This window comes from Paenibacillus sp. D51F (genome assembly GCF_053345695.1).
The window spans coordinates 56,424-82,812 of sequence record NZ_JBKFAO010000014.1; the positions used below are offsets into that span (position 1 = coordinate 56,424).

Below are 26,389 nucleotides of genomic sequence, written 5' to 3' on the forward strand. Positions count from 1 at the left end.
ACAACTGTTGATAGTGATTATCAATCGTTGATAAGAAGACGGGAGCGTGCCCACTATGGCAGAAGTAAAAAAAATCGCGGTGATCGCGGGCGACGGAATCGGACCGGAAGTCGTCGGCGAAGCCATCAAGGTGATCAAGAAAGTCGAAGAGCTGTACGAATACCGCTTTGAATTCGAGCATGGCCTGTTCGGAGGAATCGCCATCGACGAGAAAGGAACTCCGCTTCCTCAGGAAACGCTGGAAATCTGCCAGAAGGCGGATGCCGTCCTGCTGGGCGCGGTAGGCGGACCGAAATGGGACAACAACTCCAAGGAACTCCGTCCGGAAACCGGACTTCTCGGCATCCGCAAGGCGCTCGGGCTCTTCTCCAACATCCGCCCGGCGACCGTGTTCGACTGCCTGAAGGATGCCTCGACCTTGAAGCCGGAAGTGCTGGAGGGAACCGACCTGATCGTCGTGCGCGAGCTGACGGGCGGCATCTACTTCGGCGAGAAGTTCCGCCGCGAAGGAGAGCATGGCCAGGAGGCGGTCGACACCTGCGTGTACAACGTGCAGGAGGTGGAGCGGATCGTGCGCCAGGCGTTCGATATCGCCATGACGCGCGGCAAGCGCCTTGCCTCCGTCGACAAAGCCAATGTGCTGGAGACTTCCCGCCTCTGGCGCGAGGTCGTGAACCGGATCGCGCCGGAGTATCCGGAGGTGGAGCTTGAGCATGTGCTCGTCGACAACTGCGCCATGCAGCTGCTTCGCCGTCCGTCGAGCTTCGACGTCATCGTGACGGAGAACATGTTCGGGGATATCCTGAGCGACGAGGCTGCCATGCTGACGGGTTCCATCGGCATGCTGAGCTCCGCTTCCCTCGGCGAAGGCAGCTTCGGCCTGTACGAGCCGGTCCACGGCTCGGCGCCTGATATTGCCGGACAAGGCATCTCGAACCCGATCGCGACCATTCTCTCCGTCGCGCTCATGTTCCGCCTGACATTCGGCTATGCGGACGCGGCGCAGGCGATCGAGGACGCCGTCAAGGAAGTTCTCGACGCCGGCCACCGCACAGGCGATATCGCTGTGGACAAATCCAAAGCGATCGGAACGGAAGAGATGGGACGCCTTATTGTAGAAGCGATCCGCTGATCCCGTCTTGCAGCATGGTAGAAAGAAGATCCTCAGATCTTGCCCTGCTGGATAGAAAGAAGATCCTCAGATCTTCCCCTGATGAGATGAATAGAAACAAAATTTCACAAGCATGTTTGCAAGATAGAAACGGATAGAAACAGGAATCATGAATTCTACCTTGCTATGTCAATTAAGTAATAATCATTTCAATCTAATATTGACTATGTTCTGATGGAATGATATCATCTTGTTTGGACATGACAAGAAACTACACCGCACGCTTTACGCGTCAAGGAGGAAATTAGACTTATGGCAGAACGTTTGGTTGGCCGCCCGGCCCCTGATTTCACGATGGAGACCGTTGACGGTCAAGGACAGCAATTCGGCAAGGTATCTCTTTCCGACTACCGCGGCAAATGGCTGGTATTCTTCTTTTACCCGCTTGACTTCACTTTCGTATGCCCGACTGAAATCACTGCTCTGAGCGATGCGGCTTCCGAATTCGCGAAGCTGAACACCGAGGTCCTCGGTGTATCCATCGACAGCATCCATAGCCACAAAGCTTGGATCAACACGCCTAAGAACGACAACGGCCTGGGCAAAGTGAACTTCCCGCTTGCTGCCGATATCACGAAGCAAGTATCCCGTGACTACGGCGTCCTGATCGAAGAAGAAGGCGTCGCCCTGCGCGGTCTCTTCATCATCGATCCGGAAGGCGAACTGAAATACCAAGTCGTCAACCACAATGACGTAGGCCGCAGCGTAGAAGAAACGCTTCGCGTCCTTCAAGCGCTCCAATCCGGCGGTCTTTGCGCGATGAACTGGAAGCCAGGCGACAAGAACCTCGTCACGAACTAACTTTCAAAAGCAGACAAGCCAGGGCGGACGCCCTGGCTTTTTTTATTTTCACTTACGTCCCGCCTCGCTCATTATAGAATTAGATTGCGCCTATATGGGTTAATATGGATATCGAGTGCGTATTTGAGTATAGTTGAAGATAGAACAGGTCATCCAATCGAGCCTTTTCAACGTCTTTCTATATATGAACCTTGTAATCAGGAGGAGGCGGGCAGCTTGCATTCAGAACCGGCCGAACCGAACGGCACCTATTCCGCTCGGCATGCCGATGGTACCGAAGCAGTCCGAAGCGGCTTGGAACGCGTCAGGGAAATGCTGGCCAAAACCGAACAGTTGAAGGAAGCAGCAGATGAAAGAACCCGCCGCATGGAGCAGTTGACCCAAAGAGCCTCGGAGTTGCTTGGAGCTTTGAGAGAGGGAGCGGAGACGTTGAAGGCTGCTGAAAAGGCTGCATCGGAAGAAGAGGTCATGCTGCCGGCCGGCGGAGCGGACAAGCCGGCCATGGGCATGGCTCCGAAAAGCGGCGGGCTGGACGAAGCGGCAGGAATCGAGGAGCTCGTGCGGGCTATTACGGGTGAAATCCGCGAGCTTCAAAGGGAACGGATGCCTTTTTTGACCGAGGCTGCGTCCGGCGGGCGCCAGGCGGTTAAAGATAACCAATACAATGATTGGACAGGGAGGAAATGACTATCATGCCGGACTACAACCGAGAAGAACCGAAGCCGGAGATCGCCCCTCCGGCCTCGCCTGAAGTCGAACCGCCAAAAGAGCCGGAGATTCGGCCCGAGCCTTCCGCTCCGGAGATTCAACCCGGCACTCAGCCGGTTCCGGAGATTCCGGACTTGCCGTCCGAACCGGGACCGCTGCCGGATTCGCCGGCGGAAATCCCGCCGCCAAATCCGCTTTGAGCGGAATTAGCGGCAATGGATCAACGGGGGACGCAGGAATGATGCGGTGCCGCATCGAATACAATAATTTCCATACTTGTTGCGAAGAAACCGAAGCGAGGAAGGTATAGCCCAAAGGCAGTTCAAGGAGGGAAATAACATGAGTTTCTGCTGTGGAGCAAGCATGATTGGAACAAAAGGCACGCTCAGGCATTACCGGACTCACATCCATAACGTCCCTATTTTGTTCTGCCCGGTTTGCCATCGTGTGGATATTCATTATATGATAGAGAGTGAATATGAAATATTGGCTGAATATGCGCATGGCGACGGAGTGACGGAAGTCGACTTCCAGGATTACGTGGACCAGAAAGGAAAGTCCATCTTCGAGAACTGCGTCAACCATGATCATGAGGATCCGATGGACATGGTGGCCAGCCAGATCGATATGGCTCTGGACCTGCTCAGCTTTTCCAAGCAGCTCGGGGACCACGCATGGGAAGAAGAGCTGAAGAAGCGGCTGGCGATTTTGAATCTTCGCCGCAACAAGCTCAAAGCCAAGCGGGCTTCCGAAGGATTCTGCTGACCGATGCCATTCAATGCCTCCTGGATGCAGGAGGCATTTTTTATTTCAATCCACTCCCATTAACGGAGCGTTGCCTCCGAATGATATAGACAAAGCGAGGTGCAGCCCTTGCTGCTGATGCTGTTCAAAAGATGGCTTGGGCTTTCAGTCAGGCGCAAAGAGGAGTCCGGGCACAATGCGGACCCGCTGAACCGGCTGATCAAGCAAGCGCAGGATGGGGATAAGGCAACCCGGGAACGGCTGATTGCCGACTACCGGCCCTTTATCCTGAAGGTCACAAGCCGATTCTGCAAGCGATATATCGATCCTTCCCGGGATGACGAGTTCAGCATTTCACTGATTGCATTCGATGAAGCGATCAGCCAGTTCTCGCCGGAATCCGGCCGTTCGTTCACGGGATTCGCTGAGACGGTCATCCGCCGCCGGCTCATCGATCATGTCCGCAAGGAACAGCGGCATATCCGCTCGCTGCCGGCAGGCTCCTTCCACATGGAGGAAGAAGAGGAGACGTTTTATTCCCATGCATTCAACAGGCAGGCGGTTCTCCGCTTCAATCAAGATCAAGACGCAGAGGAGAGGCGCCAGGAAATCATGGAGTTCACGGCAGAGCTGGCCTCGTACGGAATCCGATTCGCGGATTTGGCGGAAACATCTCCGAAGCATGAGGATTCCCGGATTCTTCTGCAGGGAATCGCGGCGAAGCTGGCTAAGCAGGACCGTTTGTTCAGCATCCTGCTGAATACCCGGCGGCTGCCGGTCAAGGAGCTTACAGAAATATCCGGCGTGTCGCGCAAGACGATCGAGCGCAACCGGAAGTATTTGATTGCCGTATCGCTGCTCGTCCACGGGCGGTATCCCTATTTGAAGCATTATATCCATATAGAAGCGCTCAAGGAGCAAATCAAGAAGAAGGCAGGAGGGACAAGGCTGTGAGCAGCAGAGGCATCGTCATGGAGGCCAGAGGCAACAAGCTGGTCGTGCTGACGCAAGAAGGCAGCTTCCGGAAAGTGAGGCGGCTCGGAGACGAGAGAATCGGCCAAGAGATCGTCCTTACGGCACAGCGGAAGCTGCTGAGAATGCCCAAGGCCGTCATTCCCGCTGCCGTCATTCTGATTCTGATCGGCCTGCCTGCCTTCTGGGCGGCGCGGGCCGAGGCTCATCCGGTGGTCGCTTACCTCAGCCTGGATGTGAATCCCAGCTTTGAAATCGGCGTGGACCGCGAACTGAACGTGCGCATGCTGGAGGCGATGAACGATGATGCCCTTCCATTCGTGAAAGGACTTCATTACGAGGGGCTTCCTGCCGCGAAGGTCATGGAGCTGCTTGCCGGAAGGCTGGCGGAATCTTCCTATCTGGGCAGCGGCGGCGGAGCGGAAGTCATACTGGCCGGAGTCAAGCTGGATGCGGGAGCGGGCAATGCGGTGGCGCTGCTGAGCCGGCAGGCCGAGCAGGCGCTCCTGAGCGCAGCCGGCTCCGCCCAAGCTTCCGGAATGCATGTCACCTCGCTGGAGTCCACCGAGGCGGTTCGGGAGGAGGCGGCGGCCAAAGGCTTGTCCACGGGCAGAATGACGGTGTATCTTCTGGCCAAGAGCCAAGGCTACAATGTCAGTCTGGATCAATTCCGCAGCGGGGCGATTCAGAAGGTTCTCTCTTGGGACGGAGGCGTGGACGCTTTGGTCAGCGACAGCCAAAAAATCGGCAGCGAGAAGCTGCAGGAGCAGCTTGAACGCGAGAAGAAGGCGGCTGAGACCGAGCTTCCTACCGCTTCTCCCGCACGAAAGGCATCTCCAGCCCCTCAGGAGCGGCCTGCCGGCGCAGCTGTCCGCCAGCATTCGGCCAAGCCAGCAGCGTCTCCTATGCCGTCAGCAAAGGCATTCAAGCAGGATTCACCCGGAGCAGGGGAGAGAGCGGGCGCCGAGCGGATTCGCGATCCAAAACAGCGGGCGGAGCATCGGCAGAGCGGAGAGCATGAATCGTACGGCGGCGATCTGGAACGGAAGCGCCTCGAGGCTGAAAAGCTGCTGAAGGAAAAAGCTGAAGCCGCTCGCGCAAGACTGGATGACAAGGCGCGCAAAGCATGGGAGAAACGAAAAGCGGAGATTGAGGAAGCCTTGAAGCGCCGGCATGAAGAAATGGATCGGCATGCCGGACAGCAGCGCGGCCATAAAGAGCAGCGCAAACCGAATTGACCCCGTGTTGGAAGCTTGCTCGACCACTATCCTAATGCTTCCGAAACTAGCAATATTCGACATTATTTCCGATTGACACTGATATTAGCGAAACCTATGATAAATGTACGAATACGACGGCTTGAACACGTATCCAAGCATCCAGAATGGAACGGGGGGCGGGACTCGTACATGGAGATGGAATTGTTCAACATCAACAATGTCAAGGATGCCATCAAGGCTCGCCAGAGAGGCAGAGAGCTTGCGAGGGATCTCGGTTTCGGGATCATCGACCAGACGCGGATCGCGTACGCCATATCGGAATTGTCAGGCTGTTTCGTGGAAATGCATCAAAGGAGCCAAATGCTGATGGGACGGGTAAGGGGCGATTCCGGAGAAACCGGAATGGAATGGTCCTTGATCGGCAGCAGCGATTTTTCCCCCGAGATGGAGGAAGAATGGAGATCGCTCTGGTCCGAGGAATGGGATATGGCCATTACCCGCCGAGTCGGCATCTGCATCACTTTCCGCAAGTGGCTGCCTCCCTCCTACTACATGGACTCTACGCCGGTGCAGCTTCAGCTGTTCGCCACAGGAGAGGAGCAGAGTTAATGCAGGCAATTCGAAAGCGCTATTTTCCGGCGCTTGCCGAATACATCCGCAGCGGTAGTGAGGCTTCGCTTTACCAGGCTACGGAACTTGGGAAGACCTTTCACAATATCGGCCCCGAAGAGGTCATAGCCGTCCATGAAGAATGCATGCGCAACATCGTCCTCAACGTGGAGTCGGAGGAAGCGCTGGAATTGTACAACCGGTCTTTTCTTTTTTTGATCGAGCTGATGGTCGCTTACCGATTCCGGCATCAGCAGGAGCGGACGCCGGATCAGAGGTACACGGAGATGCGGGAGATGCTCTCCCGCTCCTATCGTTCCTTCGAGAGGGTCAAGAGCAAGTATGAGAATGTCCTGCAGCATATGGACAGCGGAATCGCCTTGTTCGACAACGACAACATGCTGACGTTCATGAATCTGCAGATGGCGAGATTCCTGGATGTCCCCCGCAAAACCTTGATCGGCTGCAGCATCCTGGATATATTGAGGCATCAGCAGCTGAGCCGCACGACGAGGCGGCTGCTGGTGAGGCTCTACCGGGAAATCATCCTTCGCCGCAACAAATACTTCGAGTTCCAGGACAGCGGCGGACGGCATCTGCTGATCACGGCCACCTCCAGCGAGCAGCTGGACGGCGATTATCTGATCAGCATGAAGGACGTGTCCGAGTACAAGCAGATCGAGCAGACGGCATACCAGAACGACAAGCTGGCGATGCTCGGCAAGATCGCCGCATCCATCGCGCATGAAATACGCAATCCCCTGACCTCGATACGGGGATTCATCCAGCTGCTCCGGCCTCATCTGGTCGAGCTGGGCAAAGAAGAATACGCCAAGATCATGGTGGCCGAGATCGACCGGGCCAACGACATCATTTATGAGTTCCTCAACTCCTCCAAGCCTACGGCGCCGATGAAGCAAACCATATCCCTCACATCCTTGCTCAAAGAAGTAAGCCTGCTCAGCGAGAGCGAGGCGCTCCTGCACAATTGCGAGATTTACCTGGAATCGCATGAAGTCGACATGCTGGTCTCCATCGACGTCAAGCAGATCAAGCAGGTCGTTCTCAATATATTCAAGAATGCGATGGATGCCATCGGCGAGCTGAACGGGGAGAGGCCCGGAAGGATCGACGTGGTGCTGCGAAGACAAGCCGGATTTGCCGAAATCACCGTCAAGGACAACGGCAAAGGAATGGATCGTTCGACGCTAAACCGTCTGTTCGATCCTTTTTTTACGACCAAGGAATCCGGTACGGGTCTCGGCTTGTCCGTCAGCTATCGAATCATCCGCAACCACGGCGGAACGATCCGCGTCACGAGCTCGGCCGGTGAAGGCACGGTGTTCACCGTTTATTTGCCAATCGCAGAGTAAGGGCTTAAAATCGGGAGGATACAAGCTCCCGGTTTTTTGCCGTCCGGCAGCCGGGTCAAGGAAAGGATGACAACAATGAAAATCAAGTTGAAATATACGGAGCATCAATCCAAACAGGATTGGGAGCTGATCATTCGGCCGGTGGATGCTGCCGGCCTGCAGGATGAGAATCACGCAACCGCCGCCCGGGAGGAAGCGGATCCGCTCTCGATTCCGGCCATTCAGCAAGCGGTTCAGGCACTGGCGTCCAAAGGCCTGCTCAAAAGCGGCCAGTCCGGGCAGACGATGCCTCTTCTCGGGCTGCATCCGGCAGACAGCGCGGCATTCATCGGCTTGTCCTCCGGCACTCTGGATGCGGACGACATCCGCCGCCTCGGAGCTCAGGCTTCCAAGGAAGTCCGTTCCAGCCGCGCCTCTGCCGCAAGGCTGCTCGTAACGGCCCAGCTGTACGGCGGAACAAGCGGCTGCACGACAGCCCTAGCCGGCCAGGCTCTGGCGGAGGGCATCCTGCTCGGGGCCTATGATCGGACCAAAACGACGGGAACTCCCAAGGAGCAGGCTTCAGCGGAGCTGGCTGTCTATCTTCCCGATGGCGTCGATTCCGGTCTGCGGAAGGAGTGGGAAGCGGGCGTCCAAAGGGGCATCGTCATGGCCGAAGCGGTCGCCGAGGCGAGGGATCTCGTGCATCTTCCGGCGAATGAGCTGATTCCGGAGGAGCTCGCCGAGCATGCGGAACGTCTTGCAGCCGAATACGGCCTGGACTGCGAAGTCATCGACGAGTGGAGCGCCCTCGAGCAAGGCATGGGCGGACTGCTCGCGGTAGGCAAGGGAAGCCAGCATCAGCCGCGAATGATCGTGCTCCATTATGAGGGCGATCCGGGCAGCGAGGAGAAATGGGGCCTCGTCGGCAAAGGGGTCACCTTCGATACGGGCGGCTACTCCTTGAAGCGGATCGCGGGAATGGAAGACATGATCATGGATATGGGCGGGGCTGCAGCCGTGCTCGGAGCGATGCGCATCATCGCGATCGAGAAGCCGAAGGTCAACGTGGTGGCGGTCATTCCGGCAGCGGAGAACATGATTTCCGACCGGGCTTTCAAGCCGGGAGACGTCGTGACGATGATGAACGGCATGACCGTAGAAATCGTCAATACCGATGCGGAAGGACGCATCGTGCTGGCGGACGGCCTTACGACAGCGATTCGGCGGGGAGCGACGAAGCTTGTGGATGTCGCGACGCTGACCGGCGCAGTCGTGGCCGCTTACGGCGATATCACCTCCGGCATCATGGGCAACGACGACGAGCTGCTGAGCGGCTTGCAGGAAGCCTCCAAGCGGTCCGGCGAGCGGGTATGGCCGCTGCCGGCCTATCCGGAGTACCGGAAGCAGCTCGATTCCGAGGCTGCCGACCTGAAGAACAAAGGCGGCAGCTACGCTGCGGCCAGCATCGCCGGCATGTTCATCGGGGCTTTCGCGGAAGAGAAGCCGTGGATTCACATCGACATTGCCGGTACGGCGTGGATCAGCCGCGCACGCGGCTGGGAAACCAAGGGCGCGACCGGAGTCATGACACGGACGCTTGCGGAGCTGCTGCTCCGAGCATAGTTCTGCACATCCGCATTGCACATCGATCGTGTCGGCGGTCGGAGCCGCCTCAATCGGGATGCCAAGAACGGGACGCGGTTTGCCTTTGCGTTCTTTACCGTTTTCCCGTATTATAGTAAGAAAGTTTATGATGAAGGAGTTCTGTGCCCATGTCTTCCAAAAACAGCATCAGCAAAATCGTCGACTGCACGGTTCGCGATGGAGGTCTTGTCAATAACTGGGATTTCAGCATTGAGTTTGTGCAAGATTTGTATCGCAGCCTGGATGAGGCCGGCGTTGAATATATGGAGATTGGCTATAAGAATTCGCCCAAGCTGCTCAAGGGTGCCGACTCTGCCGGCCCTTGGCGCTTCCTGAATGATGAGTTCCTGCGCAAAGTCATCCCGAACAAAGGGAATACGAAGCTGTCGGCACTCGTGGATATCGGCCGAGTGGACGAAGCGGATATTCTGCCGCGCGTCGACAGCATGCTGGATCTGATCCGCGTCGCCTGCTACATCCAGGATGTGGACAAGGCTCTCGAGCTCGTGTCCTTGTTCCATGAACGCGGCTACGAGACGACGCTCAACATCATGGCGCTGTCGAACGTCATGGAAAATCAGCTGATCGAGGCATTCGACGCCATCCGCGAGAGCGTCGTCGATGTGGTCTACGTCGTCGATTCGTACGGCAGCCTCAAGCCGAACGACATGGCCTACCTGATCGACAAATTCAAGCAGCATTTGCCGAACAAGAAGCTGGGCGTGCATACGCACAACAATCAGCAGCTTGCTTTTGCCAATACGCTGCTCGCTGTCGACAAAGGCGTGGAATTCCTCGACACCTCCGTATACGGCATGGGCCGCGCCGCCGGCAACTGCAACACGGAGCTGCTCGTGTCGCATCTTCCGAATACGAAGTACGAAGTGCGCCCCGTGCTGGAAATGATCGAGAAGCATATGCTTCCTCTCCGCGAGAAGGAAGAGTGGGGCTACATCATGCCCTACATGATAACCGGCCTGCTCGATGAGCATCCGCGTTCCGCGATGGCGCTGCGCAACTCCGACAACAAGGACAACATCGTCGATTTCTACGATCAGCTTACAACGCCGGAGATTCTTCATTCCAAGTAATTTCCCGATAGGGCTATGCGATTTCCGTGCTGTTTGAGGACCAAATGGCTGGCCCCGATGGATGAGGCAATGATTTGCAGGGGCAGCAGCCCGCTTGTGCTTTCATGACGAAAGCGCAAGCGGTTTTTTTGTCTATCCTCCGCGCTAACACGACATATCCGAGCCTTGGCAGCGGGCCTTCATGCCGAAAAAGAGGAGATTTACAGCCGTGGCATAACCTGATATCTTGATGAAGCTTCCCTGGGGAGCTTGCAAAAGGAAAATGAGAGCGGCTTCATGACCTAAGGAGAGCCGCATGCCATAAGGAGGAATCGGGATGTACCGCGTATTGCTGGCCGATGACGAAGCCGACGTAAGGGAAGGCTTGCTGAGCGAGATCGATTGGGAGGCTTGCGGATTTACCGTAGCGGGGACGGCAGAGAACGGCCTGGAAGCGCTTGAGCTTGCTCAGCGCCTGGAGCCTGATGTCGTCATTACAGACATCCGGATGCCGTTCGTCGACGGGATGGAGCTGGTCCGCAGGCTGAAAGCCGAATCGCCCCTTGTCAAAACGGTTATCCTGACCGGTTATGACGAGTTCGACTACGCCCGGCAGGCCGTCTCTCTCAGCGTAGACGAATATTTGCTCAAGCCGTTCTCGGCTGCGAGTTTGACCGAGCTTCTGCATAAGCTGCAAACGCGCATGGAGCTTGAAATCGCGGAGCGGGAAGACATGCGCAAGCTCAAGGAGCATTATCATACGAGCCTTCCCTTGCTGAAGGCCAACTTCCTCTCCTCCTTGCTGCACCGAAAGCTTCCGGAGCCGGTCATCCGGGATAAGGCCCGCCATTACGGCTTGAGCCTGGAAGGAGAGGGCTGCTCCGTTTCGGTCATCAGTCTGGACAGCGCCGGAGCGGAGGCGGAGCTGCCTGCTCCTGAGGTCCAATCGCTGCGAACCTCTCCTGATGTCGATCTCAAGCTGTTCGCCGTCCTCAATATTGCCGGGGAAATATGGGAGGGCAGGGAGTTCGGAACTGCGTTCATCCATCAGGACCATGTCGTTCTGCTTGGCTTCGGCAAGACGGACGAGTCCTGGAAAGAGAAGCTGCAGAACGCGCTGGAGCATATCGTCCGCAGCGTCGAGCACTATCTGCGCATGCCCGTCACGATCGGATCAGGAGCTGCCAAGGGCCGGCTGAGCGGCATCAAATCATCGTACGACGAGGCTCTGCTTGCTCTTGACTATCGGCTCGTGCCGGGCGCCGGCCGCCTTCTGTTCATCGAGGACGTGGAGAGGCGAGGCTCCTCACCTCTGCTTCTCGATGAGCTGCGGCAGCAGGCGCTGTCCCGCTGCCTGAAGGTTGGAACCTCGGAGGAGCTGGAGACCGTTCTCGAGACGATCTTCGGGGAAATCAAGGCGGAGCATACTTCGAGCGGCATCCAGCTCTACTTGAGCGAGGTGCTGACGACGGTCTGGCGCACCGCCCAGTCTTCCGACGTCGACATGGAGGATGTGCTCGGCGCCGGCTTCCAGCCCTATGCCGAGCTCGTCCGGATGACCGGGCTGGCCGAAGCCCGGCGCTGGATAACGGAGATGTGCGGGGCCGTCATGGGCCGAATCTCCGGGAAGCGGCAGCATGCCTACCGCGATCTGATCGAAGAGGCGATGTCCTTTACACGGGAACGCATTCATGATTCGGATCTGTCGATTCCGATGGTATGCTCCCATCTTCATATCAGCGCCGGCTATTTCTGCGGCTTATTCAAGAAGGAGGTCAAGCTGACCTTCCTCCAATATGTCATGCAGCTGCGCATGGACAGGGCGCAGGAGCTGCTTCGCACGACGGAGCTCAAAGCGTTTGAGATCGCCGAGCGCATCGGCTTCTCCGAGCCGAATTACTTCAGCTTCTGCTTCAAGAAACATACCGGCAGCACGCCGAAGGAATACCGGAGCCGGATCAAGGACGCCAGTCCGTCCGGACAGGAAGGATGAGGGGCGGAATGTTCCGGCCGGAAATGCCGGGCTGGATCAAGCAGAAACTGCGAAAATCGCGGGTAAGCAGCATCCAGTCCATCGTGATCTGGTCCTTCTCCATCATGATCGTGGTCGCGATTACGACCGTCGCCGTCCTTCTCCATGAGAAATTTTCGGCTTCGACCGAGCGAAGCGCCTTTCTTGCCGCCAGGCAGACGGTAGACCAGGTCAGCTACAACCTGGAGGACTATATCAGCGGCATGGCCAGCTTTTACAGAGCGATTGAGGTCAACATGCTGAAGAACGGAGAATGGGACGGCCAGCAGGTGGACAAGCAGCTGGACACGCTGATGGGCAGCCGCGACGACATCGTCTCGATCACGCTGTTCGACAGCGGCGGCAAGCTGCTCAAGAACCGTCCAGCTGCAGCTCTCAGGCCGAGCGCCAACGCGACCGGCCAGGGATGGTTCCAGGCGGCGATCCGGGTGCCGGATCATCTCAGCTTTTCGCTCCCCCATATCCAGAATCTATATAAAGGCTCCTACCAGTGGGTCGTATCCATGAGCAAACGGATCACCGTCGTCCGCGACGGCCGGCCGCAGGAAGTGATTCTGCTCGTGGACATGAACTTCAAGCAGATCGACGAGCTGTGCAGCCGGATCAGCCTCGGCCATCGCGGATATGCCTATATCATCGACGAAGGCGCAGGCAACATCGTGTACCATCCCCAGCAGCAGCTCATCTATATGGGGCTCAAAAGCGAGAATGTCGAGCAGGCGCTCGTCGCTTCTTCGGACTATGTGGAGGACATGAACGGAAACAAGCGTCTCATCACAGTCAAATCCGTCGCCAATATCGGCTGGAAAATCATCGGGGTATCGTACATGGACGACATCCTGACGAGCCGGGAGGAGATCAACCGCTATCTCGTACGCGTCGTGGCCGGCGTTCTTGTTCTCGTCGTGCTCGTCAGCATGCTGCTCGCGATGTCCATCGTCCGTCCCATCAAGCGGATGGAGCGCACGATGCGGGCCGTGGAGAGGGGCAACTTCGACGTGGAGCTGCCGGTCGAGGGGCCGCTTGAGGTGGAGCGCCTGTCCCGCCGGTTCAACTTGATGATCCATAAAATCCGCCAGCTGATGAAGCAGATCGTCCAGGAGCAGGAATCCAAGCGCAAGCATGAGCTGGAGGCGCTGCAAGCCCAGATCAATCCCCATTTCCTGTACAATACGCTGAATTCCGTCGTCCGCATGGCCGCGATGAGCCGCGGAGAAGAAGTCGTCACGATGATCACCTCGCTCTCCAAACTATTCCGGATCAGCCTGAGCAAGGGGAAAAATGTCATTTCGGCTCGCGACGAGCTTGAGCACGCCCATCATTATCTGGTCATCCAGCAGATGCGTTTCGGCCGCAAGTTCCGGTTCTCCATTACCGCTTCCGAGGAAGCGGAAGCCTGCATGACGCCGAAGATCGTGCTGCAGCCCTTGATCGAGAACGCGATCGAGCATGGTCTGGAATATTCCGTGGAGGAGGGGACAATCGACATCTCCGCGGACGTCGAGGACGGGATGCTCGTGTTCAGGATCGAGGACAACGGAGCCGGGATGGATTCCGTCAAAGCAGCCTTGCTGCTGCACGGAGCTTCCGTGCCGGATGCAGGGCGCGAGCCTTCGGCGACGGGCAAAGGCTCCGGAGTGGCGGTGAGGAACATCCATGACCGCATCCGGCTGTATTATGGAGCGCCGTACGGCCTGGAATTCAAGAGCGAGCTGGAGGAAGGAACGGTCGTATGGGTCCGGATGCCGGCGATCAAGGAGGTCGATGATCATGAATAGACGTTTGGCAGCGGCGGGCGGGTGGCTGGCCATGCTCATGCTGACTGCCGCCGCCTCGGGCTGCGCGGGCGCCGCAAGCAAGGAGAAGCCTGCCGAAGCGCAGATCGCGCTTATCGCTCCGCAGAGAAGCGGGGCGCTTGCCGATTCCATCCGGCTTGGGGCGGAGGCGGCGGCGAAGGAATACGGCAGCCAGCTCCTGTATCTGGACGCCAACGTCAGCGACTCCGGAGAGGAGGGCCAGCTCAAGGCTGCGCAAAGGGCGATCGCCCAGGGCGCGTCGGTCCTTCTGCTTGACCCCGACAGCGAGCAGCAGCTCCGGCTCATTGCCGAGGAAGCGGGCAAGGCGGGGGCGTCGGTCGTGACGCTGAACGACACCTACCCGGTCGAGGGAGTCGCGAGCAGCATATCCATCAACAACCGCGAAGCGGGAAGGATGGCCGGCGAGGCGATGGCGGAGCTGCTGCATGGCAATGGAATCGTTTCGCTGCTCGGCTCGGATTCCGAGGCTCCGGGATATGAGCAGCGGGAGCTGGGGGTCGTGGAAGCTTTGAGCGGTCATAAAGGAATAACGGTGCATACCGGCTATTCCTGCGGAAATTCCCCGGACGGCTGCGCCGAAGCGGCGCGATTGCTGATGGAGCAGGCTGACGGCGTAGTGGCCCTGCAGGAGCAGGGAGTGCTCAGCACCGCGCAGGAAACAGTCAAGCGGGGGCTGGCCAGCCGCGTCAAGATCGTCGGCTTCGGCAGCGAGGTTCCTCAGCTGGAGCTGCTCCAGGACGGAATCATCGACATTCTTGTCGTGCAGAGCGGATTCAACGCCGGGTACCTCGGCATGCAGCAGGCGCATGAGCTGTCGGGAGGCGGCCATGTCGACCGCACCGTCACTCTGGATACGAAGGTCGTGAATCCGGACAGCATGTTCTGGATGGACAATCAGAAGCTTCTGTTCCCTTTCGTAAAGTGAAAGAAGAACTCCTGATCCGGATACGCCGCGATCGGAGGGCTCATCATCCTGCCGAGAAATCCATCCGGATCCGAGCCGAATCACATGAAGATTTTGATAAAACAGATGAAAATCTTCTATTCGAATCTTCTTCAAACCCTTTCATAATAAAGAGGAGAACAGCGGCCGCAAGGCATTCCTGCGGGAGGGAAGCGGACGCGAGCCTCAATCAAGCTTATTCGAACCGGGGAGGTCAAAGGATATGAAAAAAAGAGCGACACTGGCCATAGTGATGGCTGCGGTCATGGTTACGGCTGCGGGCTGCGGCTCGAACAACAACAGCGGCAGCGACGCCGGAAGCGGCAACGGAGGCGGCGACAAGCCGAAAGTCGGCGTGGCGATCTATAAGTTCGACGATACCTTCATGACCGGCGTCCGCAACGCGATGACGAACGCGGCTAAGGACAAGGCGGAGCTGGATATCGTGGACAGCCAGAATGCCCAGGCGACGCAGAACGATAAAGTGGATCTGTTCATTTCCAAGAAATACAAGGCTCTGGCGATCAATCCGGTTGACCGCACGGCTGCCGGCGTCATCATCGACAAAGCCAAGCCGGCCAACATCCCGGTCGTCTTCCTGAACCGGGAGCCGGTCGCCGAAGACATGAACAAATGGGATAAAGTCTACTACGTCGGCGCCAAAGCCGAGGAATCGGGCACGCTGGAAGGCCAGCTCATCGTCGACTACTGGAAAGCCCATCCGGAAGCGGATAAGAACAAGGACGGCATTCTGCAGTACGTCATGCTGCAGGGCGAGCCTGGGCATCAGGATGCCGAGCTGCGCACGAAGTATTCCATCCAGGCTATCGAGGACGCGGGCATCAAGGTCGAGAAGCTGGAGCAGGATACGGCGATGTGGGACCGCACCAAAGGCCAGGATAAGATGCAGACTTGGCTCGCAGCCCGCGGCGACAAGATCGAAGCGGTTCTCGCGAACAATGACGACATGGCCCTGGGCGCGATCGAAGCCCTCAAAGCAGGCGGCTACTTCACAGGCAGCAAGTTCATGCCGGTCGTAGGCGTGGATGCGACGGCCCCGGCCATCCAGGCGCTGCAGGACGGCACCTTGCTCGGCACGGTGCTCAACGACGCCAAAAACCAAGGCGCGGCTACGGTTGCGCTGGCGACGGCATTGGCCAAAGGCGAGACGCCTACGAAGGACAACACGGGCTACGACATTACGGACGGCAAATACGTCTGGATCGCCTACAAAAAGATCACCAAGGACAATGTAGCCGACGCTCAGTAATTCCGCGTCTCCATGCAGGAAATAGAAACGCGAAGGGCTCGCGGCTTGAACAAGCGGAGCCCTTTTGCTCTCTTGACGGGAGGTTATCCCGAACGGCCGATTTCGGCGGGAAGACGTGGTCGTCCTTTGCCGTCTTGCTGGCGGAGCCGTTCGGAGCCGTCCCCACCAGGCTGGCTATGGCCGCTGCTGGCCCGCGCCAGAAACTAGAACGCAATCAAGGAGGTGCAGCGATGATCAGCTCACCCTATTTGCTCGAAATGAGAGGCATATCCAAAGCCTTCCCCGGCGTGCAGGCGCTCGACAAGGTCAACCTCAAGGTTCGGCCCGGCACGGTGCATGCGCTGATGGGAGAGAACGGAGCCGGCAAATCCACCCTGATGAAATGCCTGTTCGGCATCTACAAGCCGGATGAAGGAGAAATTCTCCTCGGCGGCGAGAGGGTGGATATTCCCAACTCCAAAGCTGCTCTCTCGCACGGAGTGTCCATGATCCACCAGGAGCTTCATCCCGTTCCGCATCGCGACGTCATGGAGAATATTTGGCTGGGCCGTTTTCCGATGCACTGGTATTTGTTCGTGGATCACAGCCGCATGCTGCGCGACACGAAAGAGCTGCTGCAGGATTTGAACCTGGACATCGATCCCCATGCATTGACCGGGTCGCTGTCCGTATCCAAAATCCAGTCGCTGGAAATCGCGAAAGCCGTCTCCTTCCATTCCAAGGTCATCGTCATGGACGAGCCGACCTCTTCCTTGACGGGCAACGAAGTCGAGCAGCTGTTCGAGATCATCAACAAGCTGAGGAGCCGCGGCGTTTCCATCATTTATATCTCGCATAAAATGGAGGAAATTTTGCGGATCTCGGATGAAGTCACCATTATGAGGGACGGCAAATACGTCGGCACCTGGGATGCCGGCGAACTGACGACGGATCTGATCATCAGCCGCATGGTCGGCCGCGATCTTAGCGAGCGGTTCCCGGAGCGGTCGAATACGCCATCGTCGGTCATTCTGAAGGCCGAAGGGCTGACCTCCTCCAATCCGATGTCGTTCAAGGATGTAAGCTTCGAGCTGCGCCGGGGGGAAATCCTCGGAGTCGGAGGCCTGGTCGGCGCCCAGCGCACGGAGCTGATCGAAGCGTTGTTCGGCCTGCGGCATCTCAAGACGGGCACGATCTCCATCGACGGCAAGAAAGTGGCCATCAAATCCCCGGCTGACGCCAAAAAGCATAAAATCGCGCTCCTCACCGAAGAGCGCCGCACGACCGGCATTTTCCCGGTGCTATCCGTCTACGAGAACACGATTGTCGCCAACATGGGGCGCTACCGCAACGCCTTCGGCCTCATCGACGAGAAGAAGGGACGCAGGGAGGCGGCTGAGAATGTCGCCCGATTCCGTACGAAAACGCCGAACGTGGACACGCAGATCCGCAACCTATCCGGCGGCAACCAGCAGAAGGTGCTGCTCGCCAGATGGCTGCTTACCGATCCGGATATCCTGCTGCTCGATGAGCCTACCCGCGGCATCGACGTCGGGGCCAAATTCGAAATCTACACGATCATCGCCGAGCTCGCGAAGCAGGGCCGCAGCATCATCATGATCTCCTCGGAGATGCCGGAGCTGCTCGGAATGTCGGACCGGATCATGGTCATGAGCGAGGGCCGGATGACCGGCATTCTCGACGGCCGCAAGGCAACCGAACAGGAAATCATGCGCCTCGCCGCGCAGCAGCGGATGGCTTAGCAGAAAGGAATGAACGACTATGAGCACGCAAATGAATACTCCGGCCAAGAAACCGGCCGGTCGGGCCGTCCTTGACTACCTGAAATATCTCGTCACGCAAAGAGCGATCTTCCTCGTCCTGATCCTGCTGGTCGTGGCGATCGCGATCATGGACCCGAACTTCCTCGCCTACTCGACTCTGCGGGATATTCTGCAGCAGAATTCCACCCGGGCGATCATCGCTCTTGGAGCTGGCTTCATCCTCATTACAGGCGGCACCGACTTGTCGGCGGGACGGGTCGTCGGCCTCACGGCTGTCGTCTCGGCATCCATGCTGCAGATGGACAAATACGCGAGCAAGTTCTATCCGAACCTGCATGAAATTTGGGTCGGCTGGCCGATTCTCATCGGCATCCTGGCCGGCGTGCTCGTCGGCTGCGTCAACGGCTTCATCATCGCCAAGCTGAAGGTGCCGCCATTCATCGCTACCCTCGGCACCATGGTGGCGGTGTATGGACTCAACTCGCTGTATTTCGACAGCGATCCCAACAATTCGCAGCCTATCGCCGGCTTGCGGGATGACTTCAAGAAATTAGGCTCCGGTTATATCGACTTCGGAGGCGGCTACACGCTGCCGTACATTGTCCTGATCGCCATCGGGATCGGCGTCATCTGCTGGGTTCTGTTCAACAAAACACGGCTGGGCAAAAACATGTACGCCATCGGCGGCAACGTCCAGGCCGCGCATGTATCGGGCATCAACGTTGCCCGCAATCTGATTTTCATTTATGCGATCGCCGGCGCCTTGTATGGCGTAGGCGGCGTCCTTGAGGCGGCCCGCACCGGCGGAGCGACGAACAACACCGGCAACATGTACGAGCTGGACGCCATCGCGGCCTGCGTCGTCGGCGGCGTATCGACGGCCGGCGGCATCGGCACCGTGCCGGGCATCATGGCCGGCGTCCTCATCTTCGGCGTCATCAACTACGGCCTCACGTTCATCGGCGTCAGTCCGTACTGGCAGCTGATCATCAAAGGATTGATCATCGTTGCGGCGGTCGCTTTCGACATCCGCAAATATGTAGCGAAACGCTAATCGAAGTTCGAGCATGGAGAACATGGAAACGGCAGCCATCGGCTGCCGTTTTTGCATAAGGAGATGAACAAGGACTTTAATCTTGCAGAGTAGGCTAGGACGAAAACACGATGGCCATGATGGGCGCTCCGAATGGTATAATAAGGGAAAAGGCGATTTCTGCGCAGCAGATCACCGCGGAGGGGAGCGATGAATTGCGAGGAGTAGAGAACTCAGCGGCTGTGTACAGCAGCAGATTCAAGAAAACAGGATCGCAGCTGCCCTTTTCTGCAGTCTTGCCCTATTTTTGCTTAGCGGTAGTATAGGGTTTAAGATTTGGAACGCTCATGAAAGGAAAGCCTTCGAAAATGGACTCCGGTCGGAGTTATTCCGGGGGACAACGAAGGGTTTCCGCAAAAGGAATCCTGGCTGGCGTCAACCAAGATGGCGGGCACGACGATGACTCATCCCAACCGCTCTGACAACTATTCGATTACGTACTCGTATGTTGATATTCATAGTTTCCCTTTTGCTGTCTCGGTTTTCTTTTGCTTGCTGATCTCCTTGTATGCGGGAATCATGGGAATCCGGAGCAAAAATAAACTTTTGCAGCTGGGACCGAAAACCGCGAGGAATTCAATTGGGACGCAAAGAATCCTTTAGGGATCACGACTTCACAAAGGGCTGGAAAGCTCGATAAAAAAAGACTGCTTCTTCATCCAGTCAGGAGGAACGATCGATGACTAGAGACAAAATCCCTCGTTAATCTCGAGGCCCGCCTTCTTTTTTGGTTCTCTTTTCTGCCGGAGGGTCAAAAAAGGAGGAGCATAGGATGAGAACGAACGAGGTCATTCATTGGAAGGATTTGCGTTTCGGAGTCGAAATCGAATTTGTCGGAGGCAGGCCGCAGCAGCTGGAGCTACTTCCGGGCTGGATCATGTCGCTGGACGAGAAGCAGATCGACGAGACGGGCATGAAGTCGGGCAGCGAGCTGAAGCCGCCGCCGCTGCGCTGGGAGGACCGCGGCCAGATCCGCATCATGCTGGATCGGCTGGCCGCTCAAGGCGCCGCCGCGAACTGGAGCTGCGGACTCCATGTCCATGTGGAGCTGGCCGCATACGGCGAGAGCATCCTGCTGCCTCTTCTTGAAGCGGCGCTTCGATCCCAGGACGCGCTTGCCGGGCTGCTTGGGTCGAGTCCGCATCGAAGGCTGTACTGCCCGCCCGTCACGGAAGCGATGGCCGAAGCGTTCCGATCGAGCCCTAGCCGCCTTGCCGTCAGGCATCATGGCAGACCGCAGTCCCATCGATGCGGCATCAATATCGCCTCCTGGTTCGATATCGGGACGGCTGAGTTCCGTTATGCCAACGGTTCGCTGCAGGAAGAGGAAATCATGACGACAGTGGAGCTTTGCCTCCGATTCGTCGCAGCCGTAGGAGCGGGAGCGGCGCTCCCGGACGGACCTGCAGAGCTGGCTGCCGCGCTGGGCGCGCCTTCCGGCGGCTATCCTCCCCCTATCGAGCCGCCGCGCTGGTTCAAGGAGAGAATATGGCTGGAGGAAGCGATGATCCCTGTATTCGCTCCTTTGATCACCATGCTGGCGCCAAGAGCGGAGCTTCATCACATCCTTCCCGTGCCGGGCGGATTGAGGACGGTAATCGAGCATCCGGGAGGAGAGCAAAGGAAATACGATTGGCGTCCCGTATCTTCGGGATGGGAACGATTCGATTCGTGCGGATCGATTGTGGAATCGGAAGAATAGCAGTTTGGGAGGGACGGAAGATCAAGGTTCGTCATCTGGGGTATTTCATCATCATCCTGCTGCTGATGGCGGCTTTTACCGTGCCGTCGGATGATGATTACCATCGTTATTTGAGCCAGGAGCACGGAGTCAAATGCCTGGTGTATGATCCGGCTTGCCTGCCGGGCTCCAAAAAATCAAGCTCGGAGCAAATCGGCAACTATATTGCGTATATGCAGGCGCGGACGAAGCTTGAAGACGGCGGCGAGATCAGCATCTTAGGCATGTTCGGCCATTTCTTCGTCCTCGAGAACAACTTGAATTAGATCGATGGATCAACCGCTTCCCGCCTATGCGGAAGCGGCTTCCATTCAAGTCCCAAAAAGGAGCGATTGAACATGGAGATCGGCAAGATGAAGGAAGAGCTGGCGTCGACATGGAAGGAGCTGCGCGGCCAGCGCAGCCGGCTCCCGCTGGCTCCGGACGGAGCCGGAGGCAGCGGCGAGCTGGAAAGCCTGCTCGATCGCGCCGAGGCGGAGCTGCTCGAACCGGAGGCCGCCGAATCGGGCGGAGAGGAACGGCTCAGCCTGCTGGCGCTTGTGTCCGGCCTGCATCTATGGAACGGCAGCCTGGACCGTTCCCATGAGCTGGCGCAAAATCTGGATACAGCCGAAGGAAGCTATCTGCACGGGATGATGCACCGGATGGAAGGGGATTATGGCAACGCGAACTATTGGTTTCGCTTGGCCGGAGGCCATCCGGACTCGCAGCGGCTGCAGGTGGAGGCAGTCAAGCTGGCTGACAGCGGCGGCATCGCGGATGAAGCGCTTGTCCGCAAGCTGAAGAGGGGCCCGGAATGGAATGCAGCCCTGTTGACGGATTTATCGGCGGCTTCGGCGCTGACCGGCCACGCCAGTCCCGAGACGCAGGTGCTGGAGCAGCTTCAAGCGCTGGAGCTGTCGGCTTTGTTGGACCGTCTGGCCGGCATCGGGAGCAGGTAAGGCATAAGCTTGCATGGGAGGAAAGGATATGTATTCGACCGGGCAAATCATCTATACGGTATTCATACTGATTGTGTTGTATTGGCCGGTATATAAGCTGACCCGAAGAGTGCGGGAGCTGGAGGACAAGATCAGCGAGCTGGAACGACGCTGAGCCCTTGTTGAATTGCTCCTGAAGTATGGATGCATCCTGCTTCAATCTATGCTAACAGGCTTTGAAGACATGCAGGCAGGCTTGGAAGACATGTAAACAGGCTTAGAAGAAAGCGAGCATTTTCCTAAGAATCCTGCAGTCCACGGAGCTCACCATCCCCGCGCAGAGCGGCGGCATGGTGGGCTTTGTTGGCATGGAAATAGGCCGTGCCCTGGAGTGCCCTGCCATCGCCCGTCCATGCGGTCAGGCTGATCTGGATATCAGCGGCTGTATAGAAATAGTCCAGCAAGTCCTCGTCCCGGATTCCATTCACATCGACATACCAAAGGCGTGATCCTGCTTCCGTCACGACGATCAAGTCAGCCGACTCCATGTTCAGGCGGCGTGTCCACTCCCCATGTTCAATCTCAAGCGACAGCAGTCGGTAGGTTTCCATTGCGCATTCTCTCCTAAGGATGGATTCAGATTCAGGTTTTTTTCTTCAGGACGGATCGGCGATCCGATCTGTTTCCGATTGTAAGGACGGACCATCCGCATTGCAACCTTTTGGCTGCCCGCGGCGTCTGGACGAAAACAGCGGATATGGATGATGATTCCAATTTGTGCTGAACATCAGGGGGATTCACGATGCGGCTGAAGAGAGAAAAGCGCGCGAGAGGCAGCTTGGCGGCAGGGCTTGCCGTCCTGATCCTGCTGGCTGGATGCTCTGCGGAGGCTGGCGGGGAACGGGACTCGATATCCGCAGACACCGGCTCACATAGCCGCGCGCCTGCGGCAGCAAGCGGTAATGCGGACGCTCCGGCAATGGGCTCTTCGGCCGATGAGGGAGCCATGGAACTAGGTCCTTTAAAGGATTCTGAAGTTTCCAAGGACAAAAGCGTCGCCCAGTCGGAGCTGAGCGAGCGTCTACCGGAACAGAAGGAGAAGAGCAAGCCCCAGCCGCAGCCGGGCATGCTGACGGCCGGCGAATGGAACGATCATGCGGCTTGGAGCAGATGGACGGACTTGAGCAGCGGCGGAGAAGGGAGCGGATACATCCGGCTCTGGGGATTCGATACCCGATATCGGATGGTCGTCAGCGTCACACGGGACGGCTCGCCGGCCGTCGATGTTCCGGTCCTGCTCCAATGCGGACAGGATGACAGCTGGTCGGCCCGGACGGACAATCGGGGCAAAGCGTATCTGTTCGCGGCGCTGGCTTCTTCGGGAGACTTGATCGGGCAGGAGGGCTTCGGCAATGAACCGGCCGCTCCGCAAGGCACAGGCGAACTGGAAGACAATGGACAGTCCCATGGCGGCTTCTCGCCGGAAGCTTCTTCCTGCCGGGTCGAGGCTGCGCCGGATGGCGGCAATGCCGCGTCCCGGCCGCTGGAGGACTCGGACTGGAAAGCCGGGACGGCGGCGATCAGCCTGGACGGAAGCGGCAAGCAGGCGTCCGAGGTGCTCGATCTCATGCTCATGGTCGATGCGACCGGCTCGATGGCTGACGAGCTGAAGTACTTGTCGGAAGAGCTGAACAACGTCGTCCGTCAGGTGAAAAAGAAAAACGGGCAAACCCTCGAAATCAGGGTAAGCCCGAATTTTTACCGGGACCGGCATGATGAATACGTCGTGAGGCCGTTTCCGTTCACGACCGATATCGCCGAGGCCCAGGGAATCATCGCCGCCCAGGAAGCGGACGGCGGCCAGGACTACCCGGAGGCTGTGGACGAGGCGCTGGAGAACGCCGTCTCCGGCCATGATTGGAGCAAGAGCGCGAGGGCGCGCCTGCTTCTGCTCGTGCTCGACGCTCCGCCGCATCGGGAAAAAGCGGCGGCGGAGAGAATCCGCCTGATGGCGGCCGAGGCAGCGAAGCAAGGCATCCGCATCATTCCGGTCGCCGCCAGCGGGGCAGATCTGGAGACGGAGATGGTCATGCGCACGCTTGCCGTCGCGACCGGAGGAACCTATGTGTTCCTGACGGACGACAGCGGCATCGGCGACAGCCACAAGAAGCCGGAGGGCGCCACTCCGCAGATCATGCCGCTCAACGATCTGCTTGCGGATCTGATCGGCCGTTACGTCAGCGCCTCGATCGGATGAAATACGCATCCTCCAGAGTCGGCTCCATGGCTTCGAACTCCGGTCCGGGGGATTCCGCGGACATGATGCGGACCCGGCGGCAATTTCCTTCGGGGCGTACCTGAAGCATCGATTCCGCAGGCAGCGAGGCATAGCGGGAGGCATCGACCGTGCCTTGCCAGACCGAGAGCGGAAGCCCCCCGGTCCATTCACGGGCGGAGCCGAGAAATCCCGGCCTGCCTTCATGAAGCCACAGCACGCGGGTGGCCCAGGCTTCCCATTCGTTCAGCTCATGGGTGGACACGACGACAGCTCTCTTTCGGGCATACAAGGCAAGAAAACGAATGAAGCGCAGCCTCTCCAGCGAATCCAGCGCATTGAGCGGCTCGTCCAGAAACAGATAATCCGGCGAGCCGATGACGGACTGGGCGAGCGCGATCCGCTGGCGGATGCCTTGCGGCAGCGTCTTGATGGCGCGGCGCCGGTAAGGCTCCAGCTGGAACTGGGCGATCACTTTGTCCGTCTCCGTCATTCCGGCTTCTCCCTTGAGCTCGGATAAATACTTGAGCAGACGCTCGGTTTTCATATCCTCGTACAGCTCCAGGCCGGTAGGCACATAGCCGATCGAAGCCCGGATGGAGGCAAGATCCCTGTCCGGAGTAAGCGTCCCGTAGCGGATGGAGCCCCGGTCGGGGAATTCGGCCGTCGCCAGCAGCTGGAGCAGGGAGGACTTGCCCGAACCGTTGGAGCCCGACAGCACGGTAATGCCCTCTTTCAGCACGAGACGAGGAACTTGAAGAACGAAGCTCCTCCTTTGCCAACGGATGCCGCTAAGTTCGATCATGGCGAAGTCACGGCCTCCCTATACGACCCTTTTGATGACGAGGCTGCGTCTGTAGGACAGCAGCGTCATGAGCGCTCCCGCTCCAAGGCAGCTCCAGTAGATGGCGTTGCGGATGACATCCGGAGCCGCATCGCCGGAGACGGGGGAGCGCAGGACATATTCCATCACATTCCAAGCCATCCAGAACACCGATCCCATGACGAACGCCATCTTCACGCCTGCGCGGAGCATGACGTAGGAAGCTCCTCCCGCGATAAGCAGGATCAGCGACATCCATTGCAGCATGAACGGAAGGACGGGGAAGCTGTCCATTCTGGAAACCATGTACAGCGAGGCCGCGATTCCGAAGAGAACGTTCAATCCGCCGACGATCATGACTCTGGCCATGAGCAGCAGAGCCGGCGGGTAGGGAGTGATGCTCTCGACCGTGCGCATTTCCTTGTTCCAGCTGCGGAAGCTGTACAGCAGTCCGGAGAGGAACATCATCGGCAGGAACAGCGACAGCTTGCTGCTGATGTCCGCCAGGCCGGACCAGCCTTCCTCTTCCATGCCTGCCGGGAGCACATACAGCAGCATCAGGAATACGCCGAGGCTCGCCAGCCAGTATGCCCTCGAGTAGGCGCTCAGCTGCGTGCGAAGCAGCTTGGCCAGAGACGGGCGCTTATGCGCCGAGGAGACGTCCGACCGCCAATCGGCCGCGGAGCCTCCGCCGAGCGACGGCTTCAGCCCGTCGAAGGCAGGCTGAAGCGCAGCGAGCAGGCGGGTCGTATCCTGGGCCGTCACGGGACGGACCGTCAGGGAAGACAGAGGTCCCCGCATTTCCTTCTCCAGCTCCATCCATTCCTTGTCATTCGGCAATTCCATCTTGCTTCCCTCCCTCTGCGCGCACCCGCGCGTTCTTGTCGCCCGCCAGCCTTGTCTTCAGCCTGCGAAGCGCTTTGTACAAATGGGTCTTGACCGATCCAAGCGGCAATTGAAGCACGTCGGCAATATCCTGCAGCTTCAAATCCTGATAGAAGCGCAGCATGACGACCTCCCGCTGAACTTGCGGCAGCTCCTCGAGCGATTGGCTGATTTCGCGGCGCGTTTCCTGCCGTTCGGCCAGCTCGACAACCGAAGGACGCTCGTCCTTGCGTTCCGGAGGCTCTCCGAAACGGTTGCGGTCGGTCTGGTAAGCGGAGCTCTTCCAATAGTCTCGGCATTGGTTCATCGCCACCCGATACAGCCATGCTTGCACGTTCTCGGGATTTCTCCGGTCCTTGAGCTGCCGGATCAGCTTGAGAAACGTTTCCTGCACGACATCCTCCGCCCTCCCGGGATCCTTCAGCTGGCGCTGCAGAAACCCGGACAATGGGGCGTGGTAGCGGTGCACCAAAGCTTCGAAACAGGCCTGGTCTCCGTCCATCATTCCCTGGACCAGCTCTTCGTCCGTCACG

The 26,389-nt window shown here is 58.1% G+C and carries 26 protein-coding genes; 22 read left to right on the top strand and 4 right to left on the bottom strand.

Annotated elements, in window-relative coordinates; genetic code table 11:
* The first annotated feature begins 55 nt into the window (after positions 1-55).
* The 21 genes from leuB (at position 56) to ACLBWT_RS20255 (ending at position 22,048) form a co-directional block, all read left to right on the top strand.
* Positions 56-1,132 carry a 3-isopropylmalate dehydrogenase gene (leuB, locus tag ACLBWT_RS20155; RefSeq protein WP_447664917.1) on the top strand — a complete coding sequence of 359 codons (1,077 nt, stop codon included), beginning with the start codon at positions 56-58 and terminating at the stop codon, positions 1,130-1,132.
* A gap of 291 nt (positions 1,133-1,423) precedes the next feature.
* Positions 1,424-1,972: a peroxiredoxin gene (locus ACLBWT_RS20160; protein WP_447664918.1), complete on the top strand. Its 549-nt coding sequence runs from the start codon at positions 1,424-1,426 to the stop codon at positions 1,970-1,972.
* A gap of 216 nt (positions 1,973-2,188) precedes the next feature.
* Entirely contained in the window at positions 2,189-2,659 is a 471-nt protein-coding gene (locus tag ACLBWT_RS20165; RefSeq protein WP_447664919.1) for a hypothetical protein, read from the top strand.
* 5 nt (positions 2,660-2,664) lie between these two features.
* Positions 2,665-2,880 (top strand): hypothetical protein, encoded by a 216-nt coding sequence (locus ACLBWT_RS20170; protein WP_447664920.1) that lies wholly within the window; start codon positions 2,665-2,667, stop codon positions 2,878-2,880.
* A 139-nt stretch (positions 2,881-3,019) separates the two neighbouring features.
* Positions 3,020-3,445, top strand: a complete 426-nt coding sequence (locus ACLBWT_RS20175) for a hypothetical protein (protein WP_447664921.1) — start codon at positions 3,020-3,022, stop codon at positions 3,443-3,445.
* 117 nt (positions 3,446-3,562) lie between these two features.
* The gene (sigI, locus tag ACLBWT_RS20180) at positions 3,563-4,378 is read left to right on the top strand and encodes an RNA polymerase sigma factor SigI (protein ID WP_447664952.1); all 816 of its coding nucleotides are present in this window, start codon (positions 3,563-3,565) and stop codon (positions 4,376-4,378) included.
* Positions 4,375-5,634, top strand: a complete 1,260-nt coding sequence (locus tag ACLBWT_RS20185) for an anti-sigma-I factor RsgI family protein (RefSeq protein ID WP_447664922.1) — start codon at positions 4,375-4,377, stop codon at positions 5,632-5,634. Before sigI ends, ACLBWT_RS20185 begins: the two co-directional genes overlap by 4 nt.
* A 171-nt stretch (positions 5,635-5,805) precedes the next feature.
* Positions 5,806-6,225, top strand: coding sequence for a hypothetical protein (locus ACLBWT_RS20190; protein WP_447664923.1), 420 nt, complete (start codon positions 5,806-5,808; stop codon positions 6,223-6,225).
* Positions 6,225-7,598, top strand: a complete 1,374-nt coding sequence (locus ACLBWT_RS20195) for an ATP-binding protein (protein WP_447664924.1) — start codon at positions 6,225-6,227, stop codon at positions 7,596-7,598. Before ACLBWT_RS20190 ends, ACLBWT_RS20195 begins: the two co-directional genes overlap by 1 nt.
* A 75-nt stretch (positions 7,599-7,673) precedes the next feature.
* The gene (locus ACLBWT_RS20200; protein WP_447664925.1) at positions 7,674-9,203 is read left to right on the top strand and encodes a leucyl aminopeptidase; all 1,530 of its coding nucleotides are present in this window, start codon (positions 7,674-7,676) and stop codon (positions 9,201-9,203) included.
* A 149-nt stretch (positions 9,204-9,352) separates the two neighbouring features.
* Complete coding sequence (locus ACLBWT_RS20205) at positions 9,353-10,315, top strand: aldolase catalytic domain-containing protein (RefSeq protein WP_447664926.1); 963 nt, start codon at positions 9,353-9,355, stop codon at positions 10,313-10,315.
* Positions 10,316-10,631: 316 nt separating this feature from the next.
* Positions 10,632-12,287 (top strand): response regulator, encoded by a 1,656-nt coding sequence (locus ACLBWT_RS20210; protein ID WP_447664927.1) that lies wholly within the window; start codon positions 10,632-10,634, stop codon positions 12,285-12,287.
* An 8-nt stretch (positions 12,288-12,295) separates the two neighbouring features.
* Entirely contained in the window at positions 12,296-14,104 is a 1,809-nt protein-coding gene (locus tag ACLBWT_RS20215; RefSeq protein ID WP_447664928.1) for a histidine kinase, read from the top strand.
* Complete coding sequence (locus ACLBWT_RS20220; protein WP_447664929.1) at positions 14,097-15,068, top strand: substrate-binding domain-containing protein; 972 nt, start codon at positions 14,097-14,099, stop codon at positions 15,066-15,068. The genes ACLBWT_RS20215 and ACLBWT_RS20220 overlap by 8 nt, the downstream gene beginning before the upstream one ends.
* 241 nt (positions 15,069-15,309) lie before the next feature.
* Positions 15,310-16,356: a galactose ABC transporter substrate-binding protein gene (locus ACLBWT_RS20225; RefSeq protein WP_447664930.1), complete on the top strand. Its 1,047-nt coding sequence runs from the start codon at positions 15,310-15,312 to the stop codon at positions 16,354-16,356.
* 230 nt (positions 16,357-16,586) lie between these two features.
* On the top strand, positions 16,587-18,098 hold the full coding sequence (locus ACLBWT_RS20230) for a sugar ABC transporter ATP-binding protein (protein ID WP_447664931.1): 1,512 nt from the start codon (positions 16,587-16,589) through the stop codon (positions 18,096-18,098).
* 31 nt (positions 18,099-18,129) lie between these two features.
* Positions 18,130-19,173, top strand: coding sequence for a galactose/methyl galactoside ABC transporter permease MglC (gene mglC, locus ACLBWT_RS20235; protein ID WP_447664953.1), 1,044 nt, complete (start codon positions 18,130-18,132; stop codon positions 19,171-19,173).
* A gap of 811 nt (positions 19,174-19,984) precedes the next feature.
* Positions 19,985-20,914, top strand: coding sequence for an amidoligase family protein (locus ACLBWT_RS20240; protein WP_447664932.1), 930 nt, complete (start codon positions 19,985-19,987; stop codon positions 20,912-20,914).
* The gene (locus ACLBWT_RS20245) at positions 20,884-21,219 is read left to right on the top strand and encodes a hypothetical protein (RefSeq protein WP_447664933.1); all 336 of its coding nucleotides are present in this window, start codon (positions 20,884-20,886) and stop codon (positions 21,217-21,219) included. The genes ACLBWT_RS20240 and ACLBWT_RS20245 overlap by 31 nt, the downstream gene beginning before the upstream one ends.
* A gap of 72 nt (positions 21,220-21,291) precedes the next feature.
* The gene (locus ACLBWT_RS20250) at positions 21,292-21,894 is read left to right on the top strand and encodes a hypothetical protein (RefSeq protein ID WP_447664934.1); all 603 of its coding nucleotides are present in this window, start codon (positions 21,292-21,294) and stop codon (positions 21,892-21,894) included.
* 28 nt (positions 21,895-21,922) lie between these two features.
* Positions 21,923-22,048 carry a hypothetical protein gene (locus tag ACLBWT_RS20255; protein ID WP_447664935.1) on the top strand — a complete coding sequence of 42 codons (126 nt, stop codon included), beginning with the start codon at positions 21,923-21,925 and terminating at the stop codon, positions 22,046-22,048.
* A gap of 124 nt (positions 22,049-22,172) precedes the next feature.
* Here the strand turns inward: ACLBWT_RS20255 and ACLBWT_RS20260 are convergent, their stop codons facing one another.
* Positions 22,173-22,484, bottom strand: a complete 312-nt coding sequence (locus tag ACLBWT_RS20260) for a hypothetical protein (RefSeq protein WP_447664936.1) — start codon at positions 22,482-22,484, stop codon at positions 22,173-22,175.
* A gap of 191 nt (positions 22,485-22,675) precedes the next feature.
* Here ACLBWT_RS20260 and ACLBWT_RS20265 point away from each other — a divergent pair, with 191 nt between their 5' ends.
* Positions 22,676-24,130, top strand: coding sequence for a vWA domain-containing protein (locus tag ACLBWT_RS20265; protein ID WP_447664937.1), 1,455 nt, complete (start codon positions 22,676-22,678; stop codon positions 24,128-24,130).
* Here ACLBWT_RS20265 and ACLBWT_RS20270 read toward each other — a convergent pair.
* From ACLBWT_RS20270 to ACLBWT_RS20280, 3 genes are read right to left on the bottom strand one after another with little or no spacing between them, the layout of a single operon-like run.
* Positions 24,111-24,953: an ATP-binding cassette domain-containing protein gene (locus ACLBWT_RS20270; RefSeq protein ID WP_447664938.1), complete on the bottom strand. Its 843-nt coding sequence runs from the start codon at positions 24,951-24,953 to the stop codon at positions 24,111-24,113. The genes ACLBWT_RS20265 and ACLBWT_RS20270 overlap by 20 nt on opposite strands.
* 18 nt (positions 24,954-24,971) lie before the next feature.
* The gene (locus ACLBWT_RS20275) at positions 24,972-25,817 is read right to left on the bottom strand and encodes a hypothetical protein (RefSeq protein ID WP_447664939.1); all 846 of its coding nucleotides are present in this window, start codon (positions 25,815-25,817) and stop codon (positions 24,972-24,974) included.
* Positions 25,801-26,388 (bottom strand): RNA polymerase sigma factor, encoded by a 588-nt coding sequence (locus ACLBWT_RS20280; protein ID WP_083688442.1) that lies wholly within the window; start codon positions 26,386-26,388, stop codon positions 25,801-25,803. Before ACLBWT_RS20280 ends, ACLBWT_RS20275 begins: the two co-directional genes overlap by 17 nt.
* Position 26,389 lies beyond the last annotated feature (1 nt).

Excerpts from the sequence above, each read along its gene's own strand:
- leuB (WP_447664917.1), top strand. The coding sequence starts at position 56 with ATGGCAGAAGTAAAAAAAATCGCGGTGATCGCGGGCGACGGAATCGGA.
- ACLBWT_RS20160 (WP_447664918.1), top strand. The coding sequence starts at position 1,424 with ATGGCAGAACGTTTGGTTGGCCGCCCGGCCCCTGATTTCACGATGGAG.
- ACLBWT_RS20170 (WP_447664920.1), top strand. The coding sequence starts at position 2,665 with ATGCCGGACTACAACCGAGAAGAACCGAAGCCGGAGATCGCCCCTCCG.
- ACLBWT_RS20175 (WP_447664921.1), top strand. The coding sequence starts at position 3,020 with ATGAGTTTCTGCTGTGGAGCAAGCATGATTGGAACAAAAGGCACGCTC.
- sigI (WP_447664952.1), top strand. The coding sequence starts at position 3,563 with ATGCTGTTCAAAAGATGGCTTGGGCTTTCAGTCAGGCGCAAAGAGGAG.
- ACLBWT_RS20190 (WP_447664923.1), top strand. The coding sequence starts at position 5,806 with ATGGAGATGGAATTGTTCAACATCAACAATGTCAAGGATGCCATCAAG.
- ACLBWT_RS20195 (WP_447664924.1), top strand. The coding sequence starts at position 6,225 with ATGCAGGCAATTCGAAAGCGCTATTTTCCGGCGCTTGCCGAATACATC.
- ACLBWT_RS20200 (WP_447664925.1), top strand. The coding sequence starts at position 7,674 with ATGAAAATCAAGTTGAAATATACGGAGCATCAATCCAAACAGGATTGG.
- ACLBWT_RS20205 (WP_447664926.1), top strand. The coding sequence starts at position 9,353 with ATGTCTTCCAAAAACAGCATCAGCAAAATCGTCGACTGCACGGTTCGC.
- ACLBWT_RS20210 (WP_447664927.1), top strand. The coding sequence starts at position 10,632 with ATGTACCGCGTATTGCTGGCCGATGACGAAGCCGACGTAAGGGAAGGC.
- ACLBWT_RS20215 (WP_447664928.1), top strand. The coding sequence starts at position 12,296 with ATGTTCCGGCCGGAAATGCCGGGCTGGATCAAGCAGAAACTGCGAAAA.
- ACLBWT_RS20220 (WP_447664929.1), top strand. The coding sequence starts at position 14,097 with ATGAATAGACGTTTGGCAGCGGCGGGCGGGTGGCTGGCCATGCTCATG.
- ACLBWT_RS20225 (WP_447664930.1), top strand. The coding sequence starts at position 15,310 with ATGAAAAAAAGAGCGACACTGGCCATAGTGATGGCTGCGGTCATGGTT.
- ACLBWT_RS20230 (WP_447664931.1), top strand. The coding sequence starts at position 16,587 with ATGATCAGCTCACCCTATTTGCTCGAAATGAGAGGCATATCCAAAGCC.
- mglC (WP_447664953.1), top strand. The coding sequence starts at position 18,130 with ATGAATACTCCGGCCAAGAAACCGGCCGGTCGGGCCGTCCTTGACTAC.
- ACLBWT_RS20240 (WP_447664932.1), top strand. The coding sequence starts at position 19,985 with ATGAGAACGAACGAGGTCATTCATTGGAAGGATTTGCGTTTCGGAGTC.
- ACLBWT_RS20250 (WP_447664934.1), top strand. The coding sequence starts at position 21,292 with ATGGAGATCGGCAAGATGAAGGAAGAGCTGGCGTCGACATGGAAGGAG.
- ACLBWT_RS20255 (WP_447664935.1), top strand. The coding sequence starts at position 21,923 with ATGTATTCGACCGGGCAAATCATCTATACGGTATTCATACTGATTGTG.
- ACLBWT_RS20260 (WP_447664936.1), bottom strand. The coding sequence starts at position 22,484 with ATGGAAACCTACCGACTGCTGTCGCTTGAGATTGAACATGGGGAGTGG.
- ACLBWT_RS20265 (WP_447664937.1), top strand. The coding sequence starts at position 22,676 with ATGCGGCTGAAGAGAGAAAAGCGCGCGAGAGGCAGCTTGGCGGCAGGG.
- ACLBWT_RS20270 (WP_447664938.1), bottom strand. The coding sequence starts at position 24,953 with ATGATCGAACTTAGCGGCATCCGTTGGCAAAGGAGGAGCTTCGTTCTT.
- ACLBWT_RS20275 (WP_447664939.1), bottom strand. The coding sequence starts at position 25,817 with ATGGAATTGCCGAATGACAAGGAATGGATGGAGCTGGAGAAGGAAATG.